This is a genomic window from Peribacillus sp. JNUCC 23, assembly GCF_053653995.1.
The window spans coordinates 933,170-953,861 of record NZ_CM132202.1 but is presented as its reverse complement, the minus strand read 5'-3'; the positions used below and the strand labels follow the sequence as shown (position 1 = coordinate 953,861).

23 protein-coding genes and 1 riboswitch are annotated in these 20,692 nt (G+C 38.5%); of the genes, 8 read left to right on the top strand and 15 right to left on the bottom strand.

The window, feature by feature from the left end; all coding sequences use genetic code 11:
- Positions 1 to 318: 318 nt before the first annotated feature.
- The 3 genes from JNUCC23_RS04565 to pcp are packed head-to-tail and all read left to right on the top strand — an operon-like array spanning position 319 to position 2,617.
- Positions 319 to 1,008 (top strand): DUF969 domain-containing protein, encoded by a 690-nt coding sequence (locus JNUCC23_RS04565; protein WP_062183837.1) that lies wholly within the window; start codon positions 319 to 321, stop codon positions 1,006 to 1,008.
- A complete protein-coding gene (locus JNUCC23_RS04560) occupies positions 1,005 to 1,967 on the top strand; it encodes a DUF979 domain-containing protein (protein ID WP_062183840.1) in 963 nt (320 codons plus the stop codon). Before JNUCC23_RS04565 ends, JNUCC23_RS04560 begins: the two co-directional genes overlap by 4 nt.
- 2 nt (positions 1,968 to 1,969) lie before the next feature.
- A complete protein-coding gene (gene pcp, locus JNUCC23_RS04555; RefSeq protein ID WP_454214551.1) occupies positions 1,970 to 2,617 on the top strand; it encodes a pyroglutamyl-peptidase I in 648 nt (215 codons plus the stop codon).
- A 950-nt stretch (positions 2,618 to 3,567) separates the two neighbouring features.
- Here pcp and JNUCC23_RS04550 read toward each other — a convergent pair.
- From JNUCC23_RS04550 to JNUCC23_RS04535, 4 genes are all read right to left on the bottom strand, one after another.
- Positions 3,568 to 3,918 (bottom strand): hypothetical protein, encoded by a 351-nt coding sequence (locus JNUCC23_RS04550; RefSeq protein ID WP_403074289.1) that lies wholly within the window; start codon positions 3,916 to 3,918, stop codon positions 3,568 to 3,570.
- A gap of 152 nt (positions 3,919 to 4,070) precedes the next feature.
- Positions 4,071 to 4,601 (bottom strand): GNAT family N-acetyltransferase, encoded by a 531-nt coding sequence (locus tag JNUCC23_RS04545; RefSeq protein WP_454214549.1) that lies wholly within the window; start codon positions 4,599 to 4,601, stop codon positions 4,071 to 4,073.
- A gap of 44 nt (positions 4,602 to 4,645) precedes the next feature.
- A complete protein-coding gene (locus tag JNUCC23_RS04540) occupies positions 4,646 to 5,401 on the bottom strand; it encodes an ABC transporter permease (RefSeq protein ID WP_062183852.1) in 756 nt (251 codons plus the stop codon).
- Positions 5,398 to 6,132, bottom strand: coding sequence for an ABC transporter ATP-binding protein (locus JNUCC23_RS04535; RefSeq protein ID WP_454214547.1), 735 nt, complete (start codon positions 6,130 to 6,132; stop codon positions 5,398 to 5,400). Before JNUCC23_RS04535 ends, JNUCC23_RS04540 begins: the two co-directional genes overlap by 4 nt.
- 412 nt (positions 6,133 to 6,544) lie before the next feature.
- Between JNUCC23_RS04535 and JNUCC23_RS04530 the strand changes: the two genes are divergently transcribed.
- Complete coding sequence (locus JNUCC23_RS04530; RefSeq protein WP_082675133.1) at positions 6,545 to 6,667, top strand: DUF4023 family protein; 123 nt, start codon at positions 6,545 to 6,547, stop codon at positions 6,665 to 6,667.
- Positions 6,668 to 6,930: 263 nt separating this feature from the next.
- Here the strand turns inward: JNUCC23_RS04530 and JNUCC23_RS04525 are convergent, their stop codons facing one another.
- Positions 6,931 to 8,427 carry an aldehyde dehydrogenase family protein gene (locus JNUCC23_RS04525; protein WP_454214544.1) on the bottom strand — a complete coding sequence of 499 codons (1,497 nt, stop codon included), beginning with the start codon at positions 8,425 to 8,427 and terminating at the stop codon, positions 6,931 to 6,933.
- A 616-nt stretch (positions 8,428 to 9,043) separates the two neighbouring features.
- On the opposite strand from JNUCC23_RS04525, the gene JNUCC23_RS04520 reads away from it, so the two are divergent.
- Positions 9,044 to 9,637 (top strand): TetR/AcrR family transcriptional regulator, encoded by a 594-nt coding sequence (locus JNUCC23_RS04520; protein WP_062183863.1) that lies wholly within the window; start codon positions 9,044 to 9,046, stop codon positions 9,635 to 9,637.
- Between the two features lie 580 nt (positions 9,638 to 10,217).
- Here the strand turns inward: JNUCC23_RS04520 and JNUCC23_RS04515 are convergent.
- Positions 10,218 to 10,856: an esterase/lipase family protein gene (locus JNUCC23_RS04515; protein ID WP_403074302.1), complete on the bottom strand. Its 639-nt coding sequence runs from the start codon at positions 10,854 to 10,856 to the stop codon at positions 10,218 to 10,220.
- Between the two features lie 174 nt (positions 10,857 to 11,030).
- Positions 11,031 to 11,636 carry a methyltransferase gene (locus JNUCC23_RS04510; protein ID WP_403074304.1) on the bottom strand — a complete coding sequence of 202 codons (606 nt, stop codon included), beginning with the start codon at positions 11,634 to 11,636 and terminating at the stop codon, positions 11,031 to 11,033.
- A gap of 256 nt (positions 11,637 to 11,892) precedes the next feature.
- Here JNUCC23_RS04510 and JNUCC23_RS04505 point away from each other — a divergent pair, with 256 nt between their 5' ends.
- The 3 genes from JNUCC23_RS04505 to mgrA all read left to right on the top strand — a co-directional run bounded on the left by JNUCC23_RS04505 (position 11,893) and on the right by mgrA (position 14,028).
- Positions 11,893 to 12,207, top strand: coding sequence for a PepSY domain-containing protein (locus tag JNUCC23_RS04505; protein ID WP_062183872.1), 315 nt, complete (start codon positions 11,893 to 11,895; stop codon positions 12,205 to 12,207).
- Positions 12,208 to 12,290: 83 nt separating this feature from the next.
- Complete coding sequence (locus JNUCC23_RS04500; RefSeq protein WP_454214542.1) at positions 12,291 to 12,755, top strand: DUF5342 family protein; 465 nt, start codon at positions 12,291 to 12,293, stop codon at positions 12,753 to 12,755.
- Positions 12,756 to 13,035: 280 nt separating this feature from the next.
- On the top strand, positions 13,036 to 14,028 hold the full coding sequence (mgrA, locus tag JNUCC23_RS04495) for an L-glyceraldehyde 3-phosphate reductase (RefSeq protein WP_403074309.1): 993 nt from the start codon (positions 13,036 to 13,038) through the stop codon (positions 14,026 to 14,028).
- Between the two features lie 123 nt (positions 14,029 to 14,151).
- Here the strand turns inward: mgrA and JNUCC23_RS04490 are convergent, their stop codons facing one another.
- From JNUCC23_RS04490 to JNUCC23_RS04455, 8 genes are all read right to left on the bottom strand, one after another.
- Entirely contained in the window at positions 14,152 to 15,201 is a 1,050-nt protein-coding gene (locus tag JNUCC23_RS04490) for a 2,3-butanediol dehydrogenase (protein WP_403074311.1), read from the bottom strand.
- A gap of 42 nt (positions 15,202 to 15,243) precedes the next feature.
- Positions 15,244 to 15,630: a hypothetical protein gene (locus tag JNUCC23_RS04485; protein ID WP_403074313.1), complete on the bottom strand. Its 387-nt coding sequence runs from the start codon at positions 15,628 to 15,630 to the stop codon at positions 15,244 to 15,246.
- A gap of 387 nt (positions 15,631 to 16,017) precedes the next feature.
- On the bottom strand, positions 16,018 to 16,554 hold the full coding sequence (locus JNUCC23_RS04480) for a VUT family protein (protein ID WP_403075173.1): 537 nt from the start codon (positions 16,552 to 16,554) through the stop codon (positions 16,018 to 16,020).
- Between the two features lie 19 nt (positions 16,555 to 16,573).
- Positions 16,574 to 17,302: a 7-carboxy-7-deazaguanine synthase QueE gene (gene queE / locus JNUCC23_RS04475; RefSeq protein WP_454214540.1), complete on the bottom strand. Its 729-nt coding sequence runs from the start codon at positions 17,300 to 17,302 to the stop codon at positions 16,574 to 16,576.
- Positions 17,295 to 17,771, bottom strand: a complete 477-nt coding sequence (gene queD, locus JNUCC23_RS04470) for a 6-carboxytetrahydropterin synthase QueD (protein WP_062185046.1) — start codon at positions 17,769 to 17,771, stop codon at positions 17,295 to 17,297. Before queD ends, queE begins: the two co-directional genes overlap by 8 nt.
- Complete coding sequence (gene queC / locus JNUCC23_RS04465; protein ID WP_403074317.1) at positions 17,771 to 18,430, bottom strand: 7-cyano-7-deazaguanine synthase QueC; 660 nt, start codon at positions 18,428 to 18,430, stop codon at positions 17,771 to 17,773. The genes queD and queC overlap by 1 nt, the downstream gene beginning before the upstream one ends.
- 53 nt (positions 18,431 to 18,483) lie before the next feature.
- Positions 18,484 to 18,527, bottom strand: a riboswitch (PreQ1 riboswitch).
- Between the two features lie 103 nt (positions 18,528 to 18,630).
- Entirely contained in the window at positions 18,631 to 19,635 is a 1,005-nt protein-coding gene (locus tag JNUCC23_RS04460; protein WP_454214538.1) for an aldo/keto reductase, read from the bottom strand.
- 444 nt (positions 19,636 to 20,079) lie between these two features.
- Positions 20,080 to 20,670 carry an NAD(P)H-binding protein gene (locus JNUCC23_RS04455; protein WP_454214536.1) on the bottom strand — a complete coding sequence of 197 codons (591 nt, stop codon included), beginning with the start codon at positions 20,668 to 20,670 and terminating at the stop codon, positions 20,080 to 20,082.
- Positions 20,671 to 20,692: the final 22 nt, after the last annotated feature.

Genomic DNA, 20,692 nt, shown 5'->3' with positions numbered 1-20,692 from the left:
CATTCTTCGTTCAGCCTTTGATCTGATAAAAATTATTACATTACATAAAACATTCCCTTCCTTTCATAAATTAAATTATGTTAAAATAACGTTCACACTAAAATAAAGTGCTATTTTTCAGATAAAGTGAAACTACGAACCCGATTGGTTCAACTAAACCTCTGCTTACGCATCGGTAAGTTTCACTTTATCTCACCTATCGGGGCTTTACAGGCTGTTTATCCCCCACCTATTTCCCTTGATTTCTCACTAAAATGGACTTGGGGGTATTACAGCCTGTTAAACCGGGATAAATTGCACCTAAGGAGATGGAGTTATATGGTATTGATTGGCGTTGCCTTAATTATTATAGGCTTTGCAATAAGGTTAAATCCGCTAGTTGTCGTGACAGTATCCGGTTTGGTGACTGGCTTAATTGCAGGTCTACCGATCGTGGACATTATTACGCAATTTGGGGAAGCATTTACAACGAATCGTTATATGTCGATTTTACTCGTAACCCTTCCGGTAATTGGACTATTAGAGAGAAGTGGCTTACAAAATCAAGCTGGACATCTCGTTTCAAAAATTAAAGCAGCGACGGCCGGTCGAATTATCACTATTTATTTACTTTGTCGTGAAGTTGGGGCTGCTCTCGGATTACTTAGTATTGGTGGGCACCCTCAAACTGTACGTCCTCTACTAGCACCGATGGCTGAAGGAGCTGCCAAGGCAAAATATGGGGAAGTTCCAGAGGAAGATCGGGAAGAAATTCGCGCCCATGCGGCAGCTGCTGATAATATCGGCCTATTTTTCGGCGAGGATATATTTGTAGCAGTTGGAGCGATTTTATTAATGAAGGGTTTCTTTGATCAAAATGGAATTGAAGCAGATCCAATTTCAATGGCGCTTTGGGGAATCCCTACAGCGATTTTCGCCTTAATTGTTCATTCAATTAGACTTTACTTATTTGATAAAAAGCTCGATCGAAAATTAGGTTCAAAAGCTAAGAAGGATGTGATCGGATGATTTTTTCAGTTGAATTTATTTATATTATAATGGGAATCATCGGATTGTGTTGTTCCTTATATACTTTTGCTGATAAAGCGAACCCTCGTCGCCTTTTATCTGGATTATTTTATTTCATCTACTCCATCACTCTATTATTCGGAAGTGTTATCCCACCATTTTATATTGGATTAATGGTTATTTTGATGGTACTTATCGTTGGAATGGGTGGACTTCGCAAAGGTCAATATGGTGAATCATCCGATCAACAACGAGAAACACAACGTAAACGTTTAGGTAGCTGGTTATTCTTACCTGCACTACTTATCCCCATCTTAACAGTTGCCGGAGCAAAGGGCTTTGAAGGAGTAAAAATTGGTTCCTTATTTATTTTTGATCCCAAAAATACAACATTGGTAGCATTGGGTGTTGCCTGTTTGATTGCGATAATAACAGCAATGATGTTAACAAAAAACACCCCACAAACAGCGATAAAGGAATCTCGCCGCCTTTTAGAAGCGATCGGCTGGGCAGTTGTGTTGCCACAGCTTTTAGCAACATTAGGTACAATTTTTACACAAGCTGGAGTCGGAACAGTTGTATCTGATGTCGTGACTCAGTTCATTCCGGAAAACTCTTTATTTATGATCGTTTTTGTATTCTGTATTGGAATGGCACTATTTACGATGATTATGGGAAATGCATTTGCAGCGTTTCCAGTAATGGCTGCAGGCATTGCTGTGCCATTTTTAATTACTCAATTTGACGCAAATCCGAATCACATTGCTGCAATCTCTATGTTTGCTGGTTATTGTGGAACACTAATGACTCCCATGGCAGCAAATTTCAATATCGTCCCTGCCGCCTTATTAGATTTGAAGGATAAAAATCATGTTATCCGTGTACAAATTCCAACAGCATTAATCGTGCTTGCATTCAATATTATACTTATGTATTTACTTGTAAAATTGGAGGTCTAACGATGAGAAAAAAGGTATTAGTAACCGGCTTCGATCCATTTGGTAAGGATACAATAAATCCAGCTCTAGAAGCAGTCAAGCAATTAGAAGGTGTTATCATAGATGACGTGGAGATTGTAACTCAAGTAGTGCCCACTGTCTTTCATGATTCAATCAAAGCTGCGATAAAAGCGATTGAATCATATAAGCCTGATGTAGTCATTTGTGTTGGCCAAGCAGGGGGACGTACACAAATAACCCCCGAGCGAATCGCCATTAATGTCGATGATGCACGAATTCCAGATAATCAGAAAAAACAACCGATTGATGAACCTATTTCAGAGGACGGCCCAGCTGCATATTGGTCAACTTTGCCGATCAAACGGATGGTTCATCAGATGAGGAAAGACGGAGTCCCAGCTTCCGTTTCCAATACTGCAGGGACTTTTGTTTGTAACCATCTATTTTATGGATTAATGCACTATTTAACTAATCATGCACCACAAATACGTGGCGGCTTTATCCATATTCCATATATTCCAGAGCAGACGATTGAAAATAGTTCTCCTAGTTTAAGTCTTGACGTTATTGTGCGTGGGCTCAAAACCGCAGCAGTCATTGCAGCTACTGAAAAAGAGGATATTCGAGAAATTGGTGGTACAATTCACTAATCTCTCATTTTGATACGAGCTAAATCTTACTTATATTTAAAGGGAGTCACATAAGGATCTGACCTCACACTCTAAATCAGTATGTAGTGTTCATACACGTATCTTTTACTGTATTTAGTTGTTGCGGGGTCTGATCCTTTGCTTTTTGGGATATCCTCTTTTTTCTTCGACAACCCTTTAGACTTACGAAAAGCTCTTGTGAGAAAGACAATCTATCATCTATGAAATGAAAGCCATTTGAAGTCCCCGCCAAGCAAATTGTGCCAGTTATCATTATGTCGAAATTTGAATTACAGAAACCTTTGCAAATGTAAGCGTTTTCTATTAAAATCATTAATAGGCGGGTGACATGCGGGGTCATCATTGTATTCGGCGAAGGCGGGGCCAATACAGGAGAGTTCTTTCATAAACATTTTTATAGCAAGAACGAGTATGGTGTTTTAAAGCCAACCTTTAGTATGAAGGATGTTTACATTCATAAATATCCAAGCTACCTCCAATAAGGTAGGGTATGTGGCGCAACACGACAAGTTCTTATACAAATCTTGTGTTAACTTTCAAGTTATTTGTTCATGCTTCTTAGATTCATGTAGCTCTGTCCCCCTTTTCCTTCATACAAAAGCTGGTTTATCCCATTCATTTAAACTTTACTATCTTTTTACTTTTCATGTATAAAAGAATTATAGTTGGCAATTATAATATAAAGGCAGTTTAATAGTTAGCTGGAGGTGAATGTATTGCAAGAAAACACAAAGAGGTTGACTGATTTTTTTCAAGACGATCGATTTGAATTAAACTCGTACCTCACTTATATGTTTAATCAATTTGATGATTATGCCCAAAAACCATTGGAAGACCAATTGATAAAGTGAAAGGATAGACATCATGATTAAAGAAAATAGATAAGCGACTTGGTTATTCTAAAGAGATAATCAGGTCGCTTATTATTATTAGGCTTGACCTAAAAGCGGTTCGTGAAATTTCATTTTAATATGTAACTGAGCTTGATCACGATAAGAACGATAGGATACAATCTTTTCGTCAGTCGTCTGCACGTCCAACTGTAAAATATGAGTGCCCCTCATTTCTAAATAATAATGAATCCCCTCTTTTTCCAAATGATAAAACGAATAGGAGATCCCTAAAAGTGTGCGATTTTCTTGTTGTGTTTTTGAATGATGAAGTACATAGTCCGCCAATTCTTGGATCGTAGTAGTTGTTCCTGTCATCGCAGATTTCACACGGACAGCTGCTTGTCGAAAAGTCGATTTTACATTGTCCACAATTTGATTCAATTTCATGAAGATTCTCCCTTTCAATTCGTAAGTTATTTGATTGTTGCTCTAAATATTATTTGATTCTTTGCTGCCATACATTCAGACGTAAAGACGGTCTTGGGGCTTCTCACCTCTACTCAAACTTCTACCAGCCTCGTTTCATTCAAATAGCTGACTCATATAAAGAATTCTTTCGCATATTCTACGGTTCCAGTAATATGATCTAAAGCTTGCGATTTCAGCTCCAATGCCATAAACGCTTCATTTGGCACTTCAAAAGGTGCCGATATCTTGTATTTGCTTGCTGGAACAAACCCAAAGCGCGGATAATAATCTGCATGCCCGAGCACAATTACAGATTCAAAACCAAAAGATTTTGCTCGATTTATTCCCTCTAGAATGAGCTTGCTACCAATCCCTTCCCCTTGGTAATTAGGTAAAACTGCAACTGGTGCAAGAGCAAGGGATGGGTACTTTTCTTTTCCATTATGTATCATGATTTTTGTAAATAAAATATGACCAACAATGTCTTTCTCCAGTACGGCAAGTAAGGAGAGCTCTGGAATAAAAGCATCACTCTTTCGTAGCCTCGCCACTAGATTGTGTTCATCATGATCGGTATATTCTGCATGTTCAAAAGCTGACTTTATTAGAGATTCAACTACACGATAATCCGAACTGGTTTCTTGTTTGATTGTAATGTTCATTTTAATCACCTTTCTATATGATTTGAATTCTCAAATCTTGTATTTTACCAAGCACTTATATCCAGCTGCTGATTCTTATTAAATAATCCAGGATAAATGAGAAAGCCTAGGATAATAGCAGTCAGGACTGCTGCAAACAAGATCATAAAGACAATCAATAGTTGAAAACGGACGGCTTGAACAGGATCAGCTCCAGCTATAATCTGGCCGGTCATCATGCCGGGAAGCTGGACAAGACCAATTGTTCTTTGCCCTTCAACCGTTGGGATTAAACTGGACCGTATGGATTGTTTTAAGATTGGATATATGGATTGTTTCACACTGCCCCCAAGGGACAAGACGAGCACAACTTCTTCTTTTCTCATTTCCAACTCAGCTTTTAAACGATTTAAGAAAAGATTGGCAATGACCATTGAATTACCGATAATCATCCCACTAATCGAGATTATGTACTGCGGAGTCGCCGGTACGATCTGTAATCCAAGTAAAAAACCTTGAGTTATTATCTCAACGATACTAATCGTCAAGAAAATTTTCCAAAAAATACGTGGCAAACCTTTACCGCGTTTCGCTGCGTTTTTAGCTGCTACGAACACCATAACTAGAAGCATCAAAATCATCGCAAGTGGATTCTCAAAACCGAATACGGTGTTAAGTATATAGCCAACAATCAATAATTGAATAGTAGCACGAATACTCGTAATAATCAGGTCTCGACCAAGTCCCAATTTAAATGCTTGTGAAAGAAAAAAGGAAAAAATAACAAATCCAAAACTAAAGAGAAGGGCAATCAAGCTCATTTGTACTCCCTCCTCAACTCCAAAAAGTGTTTCGTCTGCGCTTCTTTTGGCTTAACAAAAAATTGCTTAGTAGGAGCCGCTTCGACTACTTTCCCATCGATCACAAGCCACGTTTGATCGCCCACTCTTTCTGCTTGTGATTGATCATGGGTAACCCAGAGAATCGTCGTTTGCTTTTCACGGTTAATCCGTAAAATAAGTTCTTCTACCTCATGTGCAGACAAAGAATCCAATGCTGATGTCACTTCATCGAGCAATAAAATAGCTGGATCGTTCACAAGTGTTCGAGCAAGCGATAACCTTTGCCTCTGTCCACCCGAAAGCTCTTTGGCTTGACGGGATAAATGATCTTCTGTTAGACCAACAAACTCCATATACTTCTTTGGATCTTCTAACGTTCTACCCTGCAGCCGTAAAGGCAAGGACAAATTATCTAACACAGTTCCTGTAAGCATAGGAGCGCCTTGAAAAGCAATACCGACCCGACGTCTAAGCTCCTGGATATTCCACTCTCGAACGTCTTTTCCTCGAATTCGTACTTCCCCTTCATCAGGAGTAAGCAACAAATTACAAAGTGATAAAATCGTGCTCTTCCCTGATCCCGATGGTCCTATAATCGTAACAATCGACCCTTTTTCTATCTCCCCGCTAACTCCTTTTAATACATCGACCGCCTCGTGCTGATTCATATATGATTTACTGACGTTTATGAATTCAACTTCCGTAGTCATAATTGGTAGCCATCACTCCCCATCATCCTTCTTTATTATCGAGTATATACTATCTAGTTGCTATTTTTTATATTTCAAGGATTATTTTGTGAATTTTGGTGCTTTACTAATCCACTTGGGCTTTTTACTCACCATTTCATATTTGCTACATGAAGCCTTTCATTTGTTGGTATGCATCTTTCTAAGGTTTTTGGTTATATTAAAAACTACTTGATAAAATGAAACTTCAATCAGTGGGATTTTCTTATCCCTACTGATTGTTAGTCCGGTTCTACTAAACCGCTAAAGATCACCGCGGTAAGTTTCACTTTATCTCACCAATCGGGCTTTTCTGGGTAGTTATCCCCACTGATCCTTCTAAGACTAAGGGGGGTACTGCCCGTTAATGCGGGATAAACGAGGAGGAATAACGATGAAACAAGAAAGTACACATGATTATGTAGAAAAATTACGGGAAACAAAGAAAAAGAACGAACGAAATAAAAAGAGGCAAGGTAACGGTCATCCTGAAGAGAAATTGCCAAATAATCAGTAGCGATTACAAGTTTATCTCCCTAAAAAATCAGGTTAGTGGATTGTTTGGAAGATATTATTCGATTCAACTTGAAGCAATTCTTTCATCCGACAGTGTTTGAAGAGTAGCAAATCGCTTCATTAATATGGGCTTTTCTATACACTTTATAGAGAAAAAAGGGCTACCCGATAAGTCGATAGTTCGACTTTCGGGACAGCCCTCGTTTTCTCTATAAATCAAGTATCTAGCAGTATTGAAACTCGCTATCTATCCATATAAAATCTTTAATCTAAATTAATCCAGACATTCTTGACTTCTGTATACATATCAATCGATGCTGAACCATTTTCTCGACCGATTCCACTTTGTTTGTACCCGCCAAAAGGAGAAGCTGGATCTAAGAGACTGTATGTGTTCACCCATACATTACCTGTTTTCATTGCATGAGCTACTTTATGTGCTTTACGGACATCCGTTGTGCAGACCCCTCCACCCAAGCCATAATCTGTTTTGTTGGCTAGCTTAATGACTTCATCAATGTCATCAAATGGCATAGCTGAAACGACAGGTCCAAAGATCTCTTCTTGAGCAATTCTCATATCATTCGTTACATTAGCCAACACAGTAGGTTTGACATAATGGCCATTTGCCAAGTCACTCGCTGTCGTATTACCGCCAACTAACAATTCAGCACCTTCTCGCTGTCCAATATCCAAATAATTCAACACACGATTTTTTTGCTTTTCAGAAATGAGAGGTCCTAAAACGGTTGATCGGTCAAATCCGTCACCCACTCGATAATTCTTCGTATACTCACTTAAATCACTCATAAATCGGTCGTAAATTTTCTTCTCAACAAATAACCGGGAACCAGCCACGCAGACTTGGCCTGAATTCATAAAAATGGCATTAGCTGCATTCCGAAGAGCTACATCATAATCCGCATCAGCAAAAATAATGTGCGCTGATTTACCACCTAATTCTAGTGAGACTTTCTTAACATTTACTGCACCAGCTTGCATAATTTGTTTCCCAACTGCCGTTGAACCGGTAAACGCAATTTTATCAACATCGGGATGTGCAGTTAATGCCGCACCGGCTGTTTGTCCAAATCCAGTCACAATATTGACGACCCCATCCGGAAAACCAGCTTCTTGAATCAGTTCACCTAATCGTAATGCAGTTAATGGTGTGTTTTCTGCTGGTTTCAACACGACCGTATTCCCTACTGATAATGGTGCTGCCAACTTCCAAACTGCCATCAACAATGGAGCGTTCCAAGGGATAATTTGACCACAGACCCCAATTGGTTCCCGTCTTGTATAGTTAAAAATATTTCCTGGAACAGAAACTGGTATGGTCTCCCCTGTAATCTTGGTTGCCCATCCTGCATGATACCGAATATTCTCAGCAGCCGAGCTTGCCATTCCTGCGGTGAAATTAACTGGTGCCCCGTTATCAAGCGTTTCCAAGTGAGAAAGTTCTTCAGCATTTTCCTCAATTAGATCAGCAAATTTAAACAGTAGTTTAGCACGTTCAGCTGGTTTCATTTTGGGCCATGGTCCTTCATCAAATGCAATACGTGCTGCAGCTACTGCACGGTTAATATCTTCCTTATCCCCTTCTGGAACCGAAGTAATAACCTCACCATTTGCTGGATTCATTGTTTCAAATCTCTTTCCTGAAGCAGCTTCCACCCATTGTCCATTTATTAACATGTTTTTCGGGGTAGACGTAAATTTAACAGCTTTAGAGTTTAACGAAATTAATGTTGTAGACATAATAATTCCCCATTCCGTTGTTAAAGTTTTTGAACTACTTTGTAAAAAGACAAAATAAAACGATCCACATAAAGGTCCATGTTAATATGCTCGTTAGAAACGTTTAAACGCTGACCAATTCGAATGATGCCCGTTGCTACTTTATGAAAAACACGTACGAAATTTCCAGTTTATATTCGTCTTCCATTTTGCCACAGCTTCCTTCTAATGGTATGCTTGTCCAACCGAAATATTACTACTTATACCACACCCAACCTATTTAGCCATTACACCTTCAGTTAAACCTTCAGTTAATAATCTTCTTAGGCGGCTTGCTCGCACTCCTCCTATACCAAGAGCTACTATTTTTACATCTAACCTTCACATAACAAAATCCCCCTTATTATTTCTTTAGAACGAAAATGAGGTAGTTCTTACACTACATTTAGCTCTAAATTTGTTATCATTATTTAAAGCGCTCGCATTTCATCTTCTTGAAAGTACTACTTGCTGTTAGTATTAGTTTATCAACTATACAAAAAGAAACAATCATTAAAATATGAGAGTTTGTCTACCTAGACAACACTTTTTCATATTGTGTTCAATGCGATGAAAAAACTTTTCGGGGGTGCTTGTGATGACTGATAAGCATGGGGTAAATAGAAGAGTACGGAGAACGAAACGGGTCATTAAAGAAGCCTATTCTTCGTTAATTCAAGAAAAAGGGTACTCTAATGTCACCGTCAAAGACATCGTTGAGCGAGCAGATTATAACCGATCATCCTTCTATAATTATTACACGTGTAAGGAGGCTTTAACAGAAGAACTAGTAGAGGAGATGATTGAAGGGTTTAAAAAAGCAAACCGTCAACCTTATAAACAATCAAACTATTTGAAATTTGATACGCTTCCTCCATCTTCAGTTGCTATATTTCAATATATTTATGAACATGCCTCCTACTTTAGACTCTTAATTGCAGCTGACCCCATCCCTGGTTTACTTGATCAGATTGTTCATACGATTAATCTATTACAGAAGGAAATCACATTTACAGCCGACCAACATGTAGATCGTAATGGTGATCATTTTATTACTTTTCGCACCTATGGTTTTTTGGGACTTATTCTAGAGTGGATTCAGAGTAATTATGCACGACCCCCAGTTGAATTAGCCAAACAGCTAATAGAAATCTGTAGCATGAGTGCTCCTTCCATTCATATCAATGACTGAATATGTTAAGAATTCGGATGATGCCTTGCATATTTACAATATTTTTTCAATATCCACTTCATCTTCTTCCGGTTTAGTTGTTGACGCAAAACGATGTACAACACGTCCATCTTGATCCATGAATAATTTCGTAAGGTTCCATTCTATGTGCGAGTATCCCTCTTAAAATTCTTGTTTAGTGGAGTGTTTTCTTCTAGATTTTCAAAAATATCACAAGTATTAATTATCAAAAATTAGACAAATACTATAACAAACTCGCGATAGTTGAATAAGTATGGTCAGATTTCATTCTAAAAAGAACTGAATAGAGAAAATAAAAGCACTCATTTTAATCAAACTTTGTTTAATACGAGCGCTTTTTGTACGTCTTAAGATAAAGAATAACGCTATGGCTTTTATCAAACTTTTTTTCAAAAGCTACACCTGATTCCTGTAATTCCTAAAGTACAAAAAAAGCCCGCCCAGTAGGTTAGTTGTCTGACCTATGGGCTGGCTTCAATTATTATCATTCTAGTAAAGAATTAGACAGGCTGTGATTAGTATTGTTGAAAAAAACTACGTTCAAGATAAGAATCTTTGCTTAATTTGTATTTTTCCCTCCGCCATTCAATCCTTCTTGAATCAGCTCGTAGACTTCACTGTTGATGAGCATTCCAACGTGATCTACACCGCTGATTTGAACGTTATTCGCTCCCTGAAGTGTTGAAAGCCAAGTGGGTACAACAAAGTCGTTGGTGCTATAAATCGAAGTATAACGGATTTTATGGTTAGGATCTGTACCTACGGGAGCTTTCGATGTTACATATTTGTTTGGAGAACCCAACGTTACCACATCATTTACCTTGCTTCCACCATCATTGAGAATATAAGTCAGGGTATTCAAGCCTCCCGCACTGTGTCCAATAATATCAACCTTGCTCTTTCCTGTTTTCTTTAACACTTCATCTACATAAGAAGCAAGCTGTTTTTGATTATTCAAACTAACACCAGACTTATTCACTAATTCAATAGCATACAGTTCATCATCGGACCAGCCTTGTTTTTTCAAGTAATTTTTTATGCCATAAAAGGCTGTGCTGTTTCCACCTGCACCGTGAATAAATATAACTGGATCATGACCGTTTGTCTGTGCTTTAGAAACAGAAGGCTGACAAGTAACCACAGAAAGAATAATAACCATGCATGCCATTAGTGAAAGTAGCAATCTCTTATTTCTCATAATTCCCCTCCTATTTGTTTAACTGCTTTCTTGCTACGTTAAGTGTTATACATTTTGGAGGGAGAAACAACCGGAAACTTTTTCTATCCCTGGTTACAGTGCTTAAGCAGTTGGCCAATTCAGCAATAGAAAAATGGCTATTTTTCTTTTGAATCGTACCTTCCTTACATCCTTCTAATATCCTAATCGATAAATTAAAAATTTCTCATAAGGATTATGCGCATAGTCTGGCAGGATGACTTCTTCTTTTAATTCAAATGACATTTGGTTCTCTAAAAAATAAAGATAATCATCTGACGGATAATACAAAATCAGCTCGATTTCCCGTTTGAACTCTTCTACAGATAACAAAATATTATTAATAACCTGCATAAAAATTTGGATCGAAAATGGATTAAAAAAATAAAAACGATTATCTAACGGATTAATCTGGTATTTCTCTGCTAAAGAGCAGTGAAAATGGATTTTATCTGTTCTGTTTTTTGCCTTCTTCAAATATCTAGTTCGATTTTCAATCGCTTCTTTACAAAATCTTTCGTTCATTTCAATCCCAATAACAGTCGCCTGAAATAAATGATGGATATAGAAATTTAACCGTCCTTTTCCACAGCCAAAATCGACAACACGATCACTACTTTTCAATTCATATGTATTAAATAATGTTTCGAGTGCATAATATGGAGTTGGCTCATAACGATGATAATGCATAGAATTATTGAATCCCTTTTGGTCACCTACTGTTTTTATGTTTAGTAACGCATCGTAATACTGTTCATTCATGGGTTTTCTCCTCGATTTAAAACTTTATTCTTTAATCATATAGCTTTTTCTATATGAATACCATTCGACTTTTTTACCTGAACACGCATAGATATCGCTAATCTATGTTTTATTCAATTCGAATCAATTTTAGACATCTACGATTTGATTAGTACGTTCTCTTACTTTTCTAAGGGAATTTTAAGGTTATTCTTCTTTTACTTTAAACTCGAGCCGTTATGATACTAATATAAACAAAACGAGGAGGTTATCAAGAATGAACTTGATGCCAATGCTATTAACAGGTGCTTTAATCGTAGGTGGTCTAGGAGCTCATGCAATGATTGATAACCACCCAACAACGAAATTATCAAATGCACCTTCACAAACGATAAATGAATTACAAGCAAAGACGATTGCCTTAGACACATCTCAAGGTGGTCTAGTAACGAACACTCATACCATTGAAGATCATGGTATTAAAAAATACGAAATTTCTATTATGAATCGAAATACAGAATATGATGTGGATATTGATGCATCATCTGGAGACATTTTGAATGTTGACATGACCAAGATGTTAAATAGGTAACTTACACCTTATCATTCCTATCGCATTGTTTTTAGCAAGGTCCATTCTAATCCAAAAAAGTAAAAATTTCAGGAGGTTTTATCATGGTTCAAGAGTTTAAAGTAAAACGTTTGTTTGAAAATCAAGTTCATGAACGTCAGCAGTTTTCACTAAACTTTAAAAGTTATACTTATCAAGGGATTTTCCACGAGGGAGACATTCAGTGGTTTCATCCTCAACCTAATACTAGGCTTGTTGAAGAGGATCTCCAAGTTCTAGAATCCACTGTGTTTGAATTGATGAGAAAACACGCATATCAAGGGTTTACAGTAAAACCATTGTTCGAGGATCAAGTTCATGAGCGTCAGCAGTTTACATTAAACTTTGAAGGCGATCATTATCATGGGATTTTCCACGATGAAGAAATTCAGTGGTTCCATCCTCAACCTAACAATAATCTTTCCGAAGACGACCTTCAAGATTTGGAATCTAAAGTATATGACTTGATGAAGAACCACGCATATCAAGATCTTGCAATAAAACCATTGTTTGAATATCAAGTTCTTTAATGGTTGCTTACAGTCAAACATAATAACCCCGTATTGGTTTCGATAGGAAGTTGTTCAAAAAGTCCGATCCTTACTTACGTATTACTGCATACGTGAAAGGTTTGAGGTATGAGCTTCTCGGCTCTTTTAGCCTTCTTTTTGAACACGCACTATAGAGCATTCTGGTGCGGGGAATCTCAATCCCAGTAAACGAAAGCGATTTCAAAAAATAGTTTAAAAGTATCGACAATTCGATGTGAAGCCGTATAATATGAAGTATCACTTCTTTAGGAGGATTACAATGGTTTATAAAGCGGAAGATACTCGATACGATGAAATGCAATACAATAGAAGCGGGCGATCTGGCCTACAGCTTCCAGCGATTTCACTTGGTTTATGGCATAATTTTGGTGGAGTAGATACATACGAAAATGGCCGCGCCATGCTAAGAAGTGCTTTTGATTTAGGGATCACCCATTTTGACCTTGCAAACAACTATGGTCCACCTGCTGGATCCGCGGAAGAAATGTTCGGGAAAATGTTAAAAACGGATTTTGCCCCTTATCGAGATGAAATGATCATTTCATCGAAAGCTGGTTATTATATGTGGCCAGGCCCATACGGTGAATGGGGATCAAAGAAGTATCTGGTCGCAAGTTTAGATCAAAGTTTAAAGCGGATGGGACTGGATTATGTCGATATTTTCTACTCACATCGTCCTGATCCAAACACGCCTTTAGAAGAAACGATGGGTGCGTTAGACTCAATCGTTCGCCAAGGGAAAGCTTTATATGTAGGCATTTCCAGTTATACTGCGGAACAAACAGAAGAAGCGATTAAAATTCTAAACCGGTTAGGCACTCCACTTGTCATTCATCAACCTAGCTATTCCATGTTGAACCGCTGGATTGAGGATGGCCTGCAAGATGTATTACAAGAAAATGGTGTTGGATCGATCGCTTTCTGTCCTTTAGCACAAGGCCTTTTAACAAATAAATATCTAAATGGCATTCCGACTGATTCCAGAGCTGCTAAATCTACTGGTGCATTAGGAACAGATCAAGTGAGTGAAGAAGTTGTAAATCGTGTAATAAAATTAAATCAAGTGGCAGCTGAACGCGGTCAAAACCTGGCGCAAATGGCACTTGCTTGGGTACTAAGAGATGGAAAGGTTACTTCAGCTTTAATCGGCGCAAGTCGAGTAAGTCAAATCGAAGAAAATGTTGCTGCATTAAATAATCTTTCATTCACTCAAGAAGAGCTTGATAGAATTGAAGATATCTTAAAAAGTTAATGATTAGAAGAACCTTCCTAACGAGTAGTATGTAGGTAAATGGTGCAATTTCTTTTGCCACAACAGGTTTATACCCAACTAAAAAGCCGGATTTCCCCTATTTGCGGAAACCCGGCTTTAGAGTTATTCAGCTTTTACTAAGATTTTTACTTGATTTCTTTCTTTTAGCAAGCCTTCAAAACCTTCGTCAATCACTTCATCAAGTTTGATACGCTTTGTTACTAGTTTATCCGCTGGGAAGTATCCTTTGGCCATTAAACTAATAACAGCTGGAAATACATCGCGGTATCCGATAATACCTGTTACAGTGCGTTCTTTCAAAACGATATTTTGTGGGTGGATAGGAGCTTCTTTTTCAAAAATACTTACAATCATCGTTTCCCCATTAATTTTTGTTGAGTTGATGGCTTGTACTAAGACTGGCGGTACCCCTGTCACTTCATAAGCAACATCTACCCCGCCATTTGTAAGTATATGAAGTTGTTCGACAACATCACCTTGACTCGGATCAATTGCGATAGCTCCAAGCTCTTCTGCTTTTTCTCGGCGTTGTTCAGATAGTTCAATCGCATAAATTTCTGATGCACCCGCTGCTTTTAGTGCTTCAATAACGAGTAAACCGATTGGACCAGTACCGAACACAGCGGCCTTTTCGCCGACTTGTAGTTTACTTTGTTTTACAGCATGAAGAGCAACAGCTGACGGTTCGACAAGTGCTCCTTGCTCATATGAAACAGTTTCTGGAAGTTTATGTAGCATATGTTCTGGAACCGAAGTGAATTCAGAAAATCCACCACCGCCTCCTGAAAGGCCGTAGAAGCCCATTTTGTCACATAGATTGTATTTCCCTTGTTTACAAGCAGCACATTCGCCACAAGAATAGATCGGCTCAACAGTCACACGATCGCCAACTTGTACTTTAGTTACTCCTTCACCAATTTCAACAACTTGTCCAGAAAATTCATGCCCAAGAACAATAGGAGCTTTATCCCCACTTAATGGATGTGGTGCTTCGGCTGGAATAAAAATTGGGCCTGCTGTATATTCGTGTAAATCACTTCCACAAATTCCACACCACTCAACTTTAATTTTTGCCTCACCTTTTCTTGCCTTTGGCTCTTCAATATTGTCAATTCTCAAATCTTTAGCCTCATACCATCTCAATGCTTTCATGCTACTCATCCCCTTATATATTTCGGAATATTTTAATTTATATTACAATATCATTATACTGCCCTTATAAATATTTACAATTGGGTTCTCTTCCCTCTTTATGAAAACTATGTGAACTTTTTCACTAGGCATCCAAGAGTTATTTCCACGTAGCCAACACCCTTTAGATAAAGCGTCTTTGGGAGCAAGTGCCCCTTTGACAAGGTCTACTCCACCGATTGTTAGGTAGTTCACGAAGTCTGAAAAGGAGTCTGTTGCGTGATTAGCCCGATCATTTAGTCCGTCATAAAAAGATTTTCCTGAATCTAAACCACCCATGGACAACCAATTACCAAAATCGTAGACAGAATCAAATTTATCCTTGTTCCGTTTGGTTATCCCATCCCAAATATCTTCGCCGATCTCTTTCACACTATTAAACGATTTCACAAATGGATTTTCAATTTTGTTTTCTATCTTCTCTTTTTTACAGGGAGCTCACAAGCTTGATTTCCATAGATAGGACACTCGAATTCAGCAGACTTCTCGCTGGAAAAGTTTGATTCCTATGGCTTTGTGCCTGTATAACTCCTTGACCATAAAGTGAAACTTCAATCAGCGGGGGTTTTACTGCCCGTTAATACGGGATAAAAATAAATAGCCCAAATCTTGGTCACTTTACATATGACCAAAATTCGAGCTATTTTTTGAAGTTTAATTAGGATAAATCATTTCATCATGAAATCACATACCAGTTAGAAAATACCGCTTCTTCTAACTCCTGATTTTTTATCTTTTCATGCCATATTAGCAGTATCATAGTTTCTTAGCAATTACTTAAGCTACCTCTACTCGGTTCCGCGAAATGATTACGCGATGGAGCACCATTGCGCCAAGGCTCTGAATAACCGTCTTCACAATTACCTGACCAAGAATCGCAAAAGGTACAGCTTCCCATGGTAGGAAATTGGCACCCAATGGGCTTAGGCCAATAATGACAAAGATAGCAGAGTCAAGGAATCCACCGACTAAACCGCTATAAAAAACTCGCCAAGCCATCGGCAGCTTCAATCTTGAGTAAATTTCTGTATCCGTTGTTTCCGAGATGACAAACGAAATAGCGGACGCAAGAACGATTAATAATGTGTCTCCCAATATATATGACACAATCGCCGACATTGCTAAAGCTGTTCCGATGGCCAAATAGGTTTTCTTTCTGCCAAATGAATTTTGAACTAAATCTCTTAGGATAAAAGTTGCCCCGATAAATAGCGTTCCCATTGGCACAATAAACACACCGATCGATAACGGTGCAAAAGAAGCCGTCACAACGTTGGCTGTTACAATGGCAATTAAATACAGTAAAATTCTAATCATCGATACTCCTCTTCTCTTACACGCCTCGTTTATTTCCCCATACTAATGCATGGAGTTGAGGGAGTACTTTAACTTCTTTTAACTCTTCATCTTGTATCACTTGTTCGATTAACTCTTCGTATTTTTGCAGCAAATGGGTAATTAACGCAGCGTCATTTGCAGTCTTCGTATCATCATTTCCCACCTGCATATAAAAAGGAATGCCAGGGTATCTTCTATGAATTTCCTTTGCATAGTCAAAATCAGCATCATTGAATACAACGACCTTTAAACTCACATTTCCTAAAAAATCGTCTGACATGAGCTTATTGAAGATCATATCAAGTGAGTCAAAGTTCGTTTTCATCCCTGAACTAGGTGGCTTCGGCGAGATCGTCAACTCATCGATTGAAAGCATCCAATCTTGCCATTTTGATCCTTGCGTTTCCAGACAGGTCTTCATGTTTTCTTGCTTTAATAATTGGACAAATTCAGCAAGATTCTTCAAAAGAGCTGGATTTCCACCTGAAATGGTCACATGAGAAAATCCGTCTCCGCCAAGCTCTCTTAACTGCTGCAAAATTTCGTCAGGCTCCATCTGCTTAATGAGATGTTTACCCGTTCCATCCCATGTAAAAGATGAGTCACACCATGAGCAAGAATAATCACAGCCCGCCGTTCTGACAAACATCGTCTTTTGACCGATGACCATGCCTTCCCCTTGAATGGTTGGACCGAATATTTCCATCACAGGAATTTTACTCAACTTCCATCCACTCCCTTTTTGCCTCGGCATAGCTCGTCGGTGTTTCATAAAGACGGACAAATTCAACCCTTGCCCCATCATATTGTTCTTGTCTATTTTTTAACGCGTCCGCCATTTTTTCATAAATCCAAACAACCATATTCTCAGCCGTCGTATTCATTAAGGGCAGCGTCTCGTTTAAATATTTATGATCAAGAAAAATCTCAATCTCATTTTTCCAAATTTCTTTAATATCTCCAAAATCAATGAGCAGGCCACGATCATCGATAAAACCGCTAAGTCCAAAAATGACGCGATACGTATGGCCATGAAGGTTTTTGCATTTTCCTTCATAGCAATGTAAATGATGGGCCGCATCAAAGGTAAATTCCTTACTAACAAGCACACGTTTAGCATGGTATTTTAATTGAGTGGATTTGATATCTTCATTGATCTTTTGTAATTTATCTACAATACGAAATCCATACATCATTTCTGCCCCTTCTGACTCAAGTAGTCATCAAGACCTTTTTGACGCAATTTACATGCCGGACATTCCCCGCAACCATCTGCCATGATTCCGTTATAACAGGTTAGTGTCTTTTTGCGAACAAATTCCAAAGCACCTAACTCATCCGCCATGCCCCAGGCCTCGGCCTTATTCATCCACATAAGCGGTGTATGAATCACAAATGGCTGATCCATCGATAGATTCAGCGTGACATTTAACGACTTTATGAAAATATCTCTGCAGTCCGGGTAGCCGCTAAAGTCTGTTTCACAAACACCGGTAATAATGTGCTTCGCTCCTACTTGGCTGGCAAGTACCCCAGCAAAGGATAAGAACAACAAATTTCTCCCCGGAACAAACGTAGAAGGAAGCTCACCTTCTTCGCCCTCACTTACAGCAATGTCATCACGCGTTAAAGCATTCGGCGCCAATTGATTGAGCAGCGACATATCCAGAATATGATGTTTAATGCCAAGTTCATCTGCAATCTGCTTGGCACAATCAATCTCTAACCGATGGCGCTGATTATAATCAAACGTAACTGCCTCGACTTCTTTAAACTGCTTCATCGCCCAGAATAAACAAGTCGTACTATCCTGACCACCACTAAAAACGACTACTGCCTTCTCTTGCTTCATTAAAAAAATCCCCTTTTCGACAGAAAAACAGCACTACTAAGAAAGCAGTGCTGTTTTCCTTAGTTTTTTAGAGAGGGTAGCTAGAAACCTCTACCGTAATTAAACGGATTTATATTTACATCAGTTCATTTTAGACTAAAATCAGTAGATCTTCAAACTAAAAATAGAAAATGCATATTTTGGTACATATTATTATCCCTTTATTTATTGAATTTTGGTTTTGGAAGAGCCCCTACTACTGGGTGGGGAATGTATAACTCTTCTAAATAATTCATCTCATCAGGAGTCAACTGAATATTAAGTGCAGCTACGGCACTTTCAAGATGACTTTCTTTTTGGGCACCGATGATTGGCGCAACAACTTGATCCTTGTTAAGAAGCCATGCTAACGCAATCTTATCACGAGTAACACCATGATTGTTTGCTACTTCAGCCAAACGTTCTACAATGCCTTGATCAGCTTTCATCATACTATCGTATTTTGAATGTTGAACCATGTCTGTTTCAGAACGAAAAGTAGTTTCAGACCAATCACGAGTCAAACGACCTGAAGCGAGTGGGCTATATGGTGTAATGGCAATTTTTTCATCACGACAGAACGGAATCATTTCACGCTCTTCTTCACGGTAAATCATATTGTAGTGGTTTTGCATGGATACAAATTTAGTCCAGCCATTACGTTCTGCTACACGTTGCGCTTTTTGAAATTGCCAAGCGTACATAGCACTCGCACCAATGTAACGAGATTTCCCTGATTTAACGACATCATGAAGAGCTTCCATAGTTTCTTCAATTGGTGTGTCATAATCCCAGCGGTGAATAATGTATAAATCTACATAATCTGTTTCCAAGCGCTTTAAACTTTGATCGATTTCGCTCATAATTTCTTTACGAGATAATCCGCCACTATTAGGACGACCTGAACGCATTGTTTGATGAACTTTTGTTGCAAGAACAATATCGTCACGCTTAGCATAGTCCTTCAATGCCCGGCCAAGAATCTTTTCACTTTCGCCCATTGAATAGATATTCGCAGTATCAAAGAAATTAATCCCTAAATCGAGAGCTTTTTTGATGACTGGACGACTACGTTCTTCATCTAAAACCCATTTGTGGGTCCATTTTTCAGTATCCCCGAACCCCATTGCTCCTAAGCAAATACGAGAAACATCCGTACCAGTATTACCGAACTTTACATATTCCATAATAAAACCTCCCCTTTATTATTAACCGTACACTTTAGCAGCACTCGCAAAAGAAGACCTAGCTTTTGGCTCATCTTCATAAAGTGAAACTTCCATCAGTGGGGGTTTTTTTCATCCCCCACTGATAGTTAGTTGAACCAATCGGGGATTTACAGGCTGTTTATCCCCCACCTATTTATTTCTTGATTCTCTCACAAAAATTGAGGTGGGGGTTTTACAGCCTGTTAAACCGAGATAAAGTTCGAGATGTGTTAGTAATTGTTAAAATGTACCTGAAGTTATGAGCGCAGTTATGTAATCAAACTTCTGGAGTTAATTCTTCTTCCCACCTCATACTTGCCCGAATAAAACATCATAGTTTAATTTCGTACACATTCCTCAAACCGGTCACTTCCAGCTATTACTTTTTCTTCCATAGTAGATCTCCCCTTTTATTGAGAAATACTAATAGAAGGACGGTTTTTCAAAATCTGTATTTGGTTCGCTGACTCCTAAACTTTTGCCAATATATTTCGTATTATCAGCAAGTAAATCCATGATCAAACGCGCTACAGCCTGTCGTGTAACCTGTGCGCCAATAAATGGTTCCCCTTTTATAGTCAGTTCATAATCTTCGTTACCCTCTTGGTTATAAAGCCAAGTTAAACGAAGTAGTGTGTAATCTAGGTCAGAGTCTTCGACTACCTTCGCTGCAGATTTGTATAATGGTGCGCTAGATCCGACCATTGCATCATTCCAGCGGCCAAATGCACCAGCGACTTCATCATAAATACCTAAGACTGTTGCACCAATCAGACGTTTTACACCAGCTTCATCCATTGCCGATACAATAGATTGTGTTGCTTTTGCGTTACGCATATCATTTAAATAAACAACATCAACGCCAGACATTGCTTCGACTAGTTTTGCTTTATCATTGAAGTCACCATCAATAATTTCTACTCGTTGACTTGCGGCTTTTAAACGAGAATTCGCGTGTCTCGCATATAGAGTGATTTCTGCATCTATTTCATTGAGCAAGCGGTTAGTTAACATACGAGAAACTTGACCAGCTGCA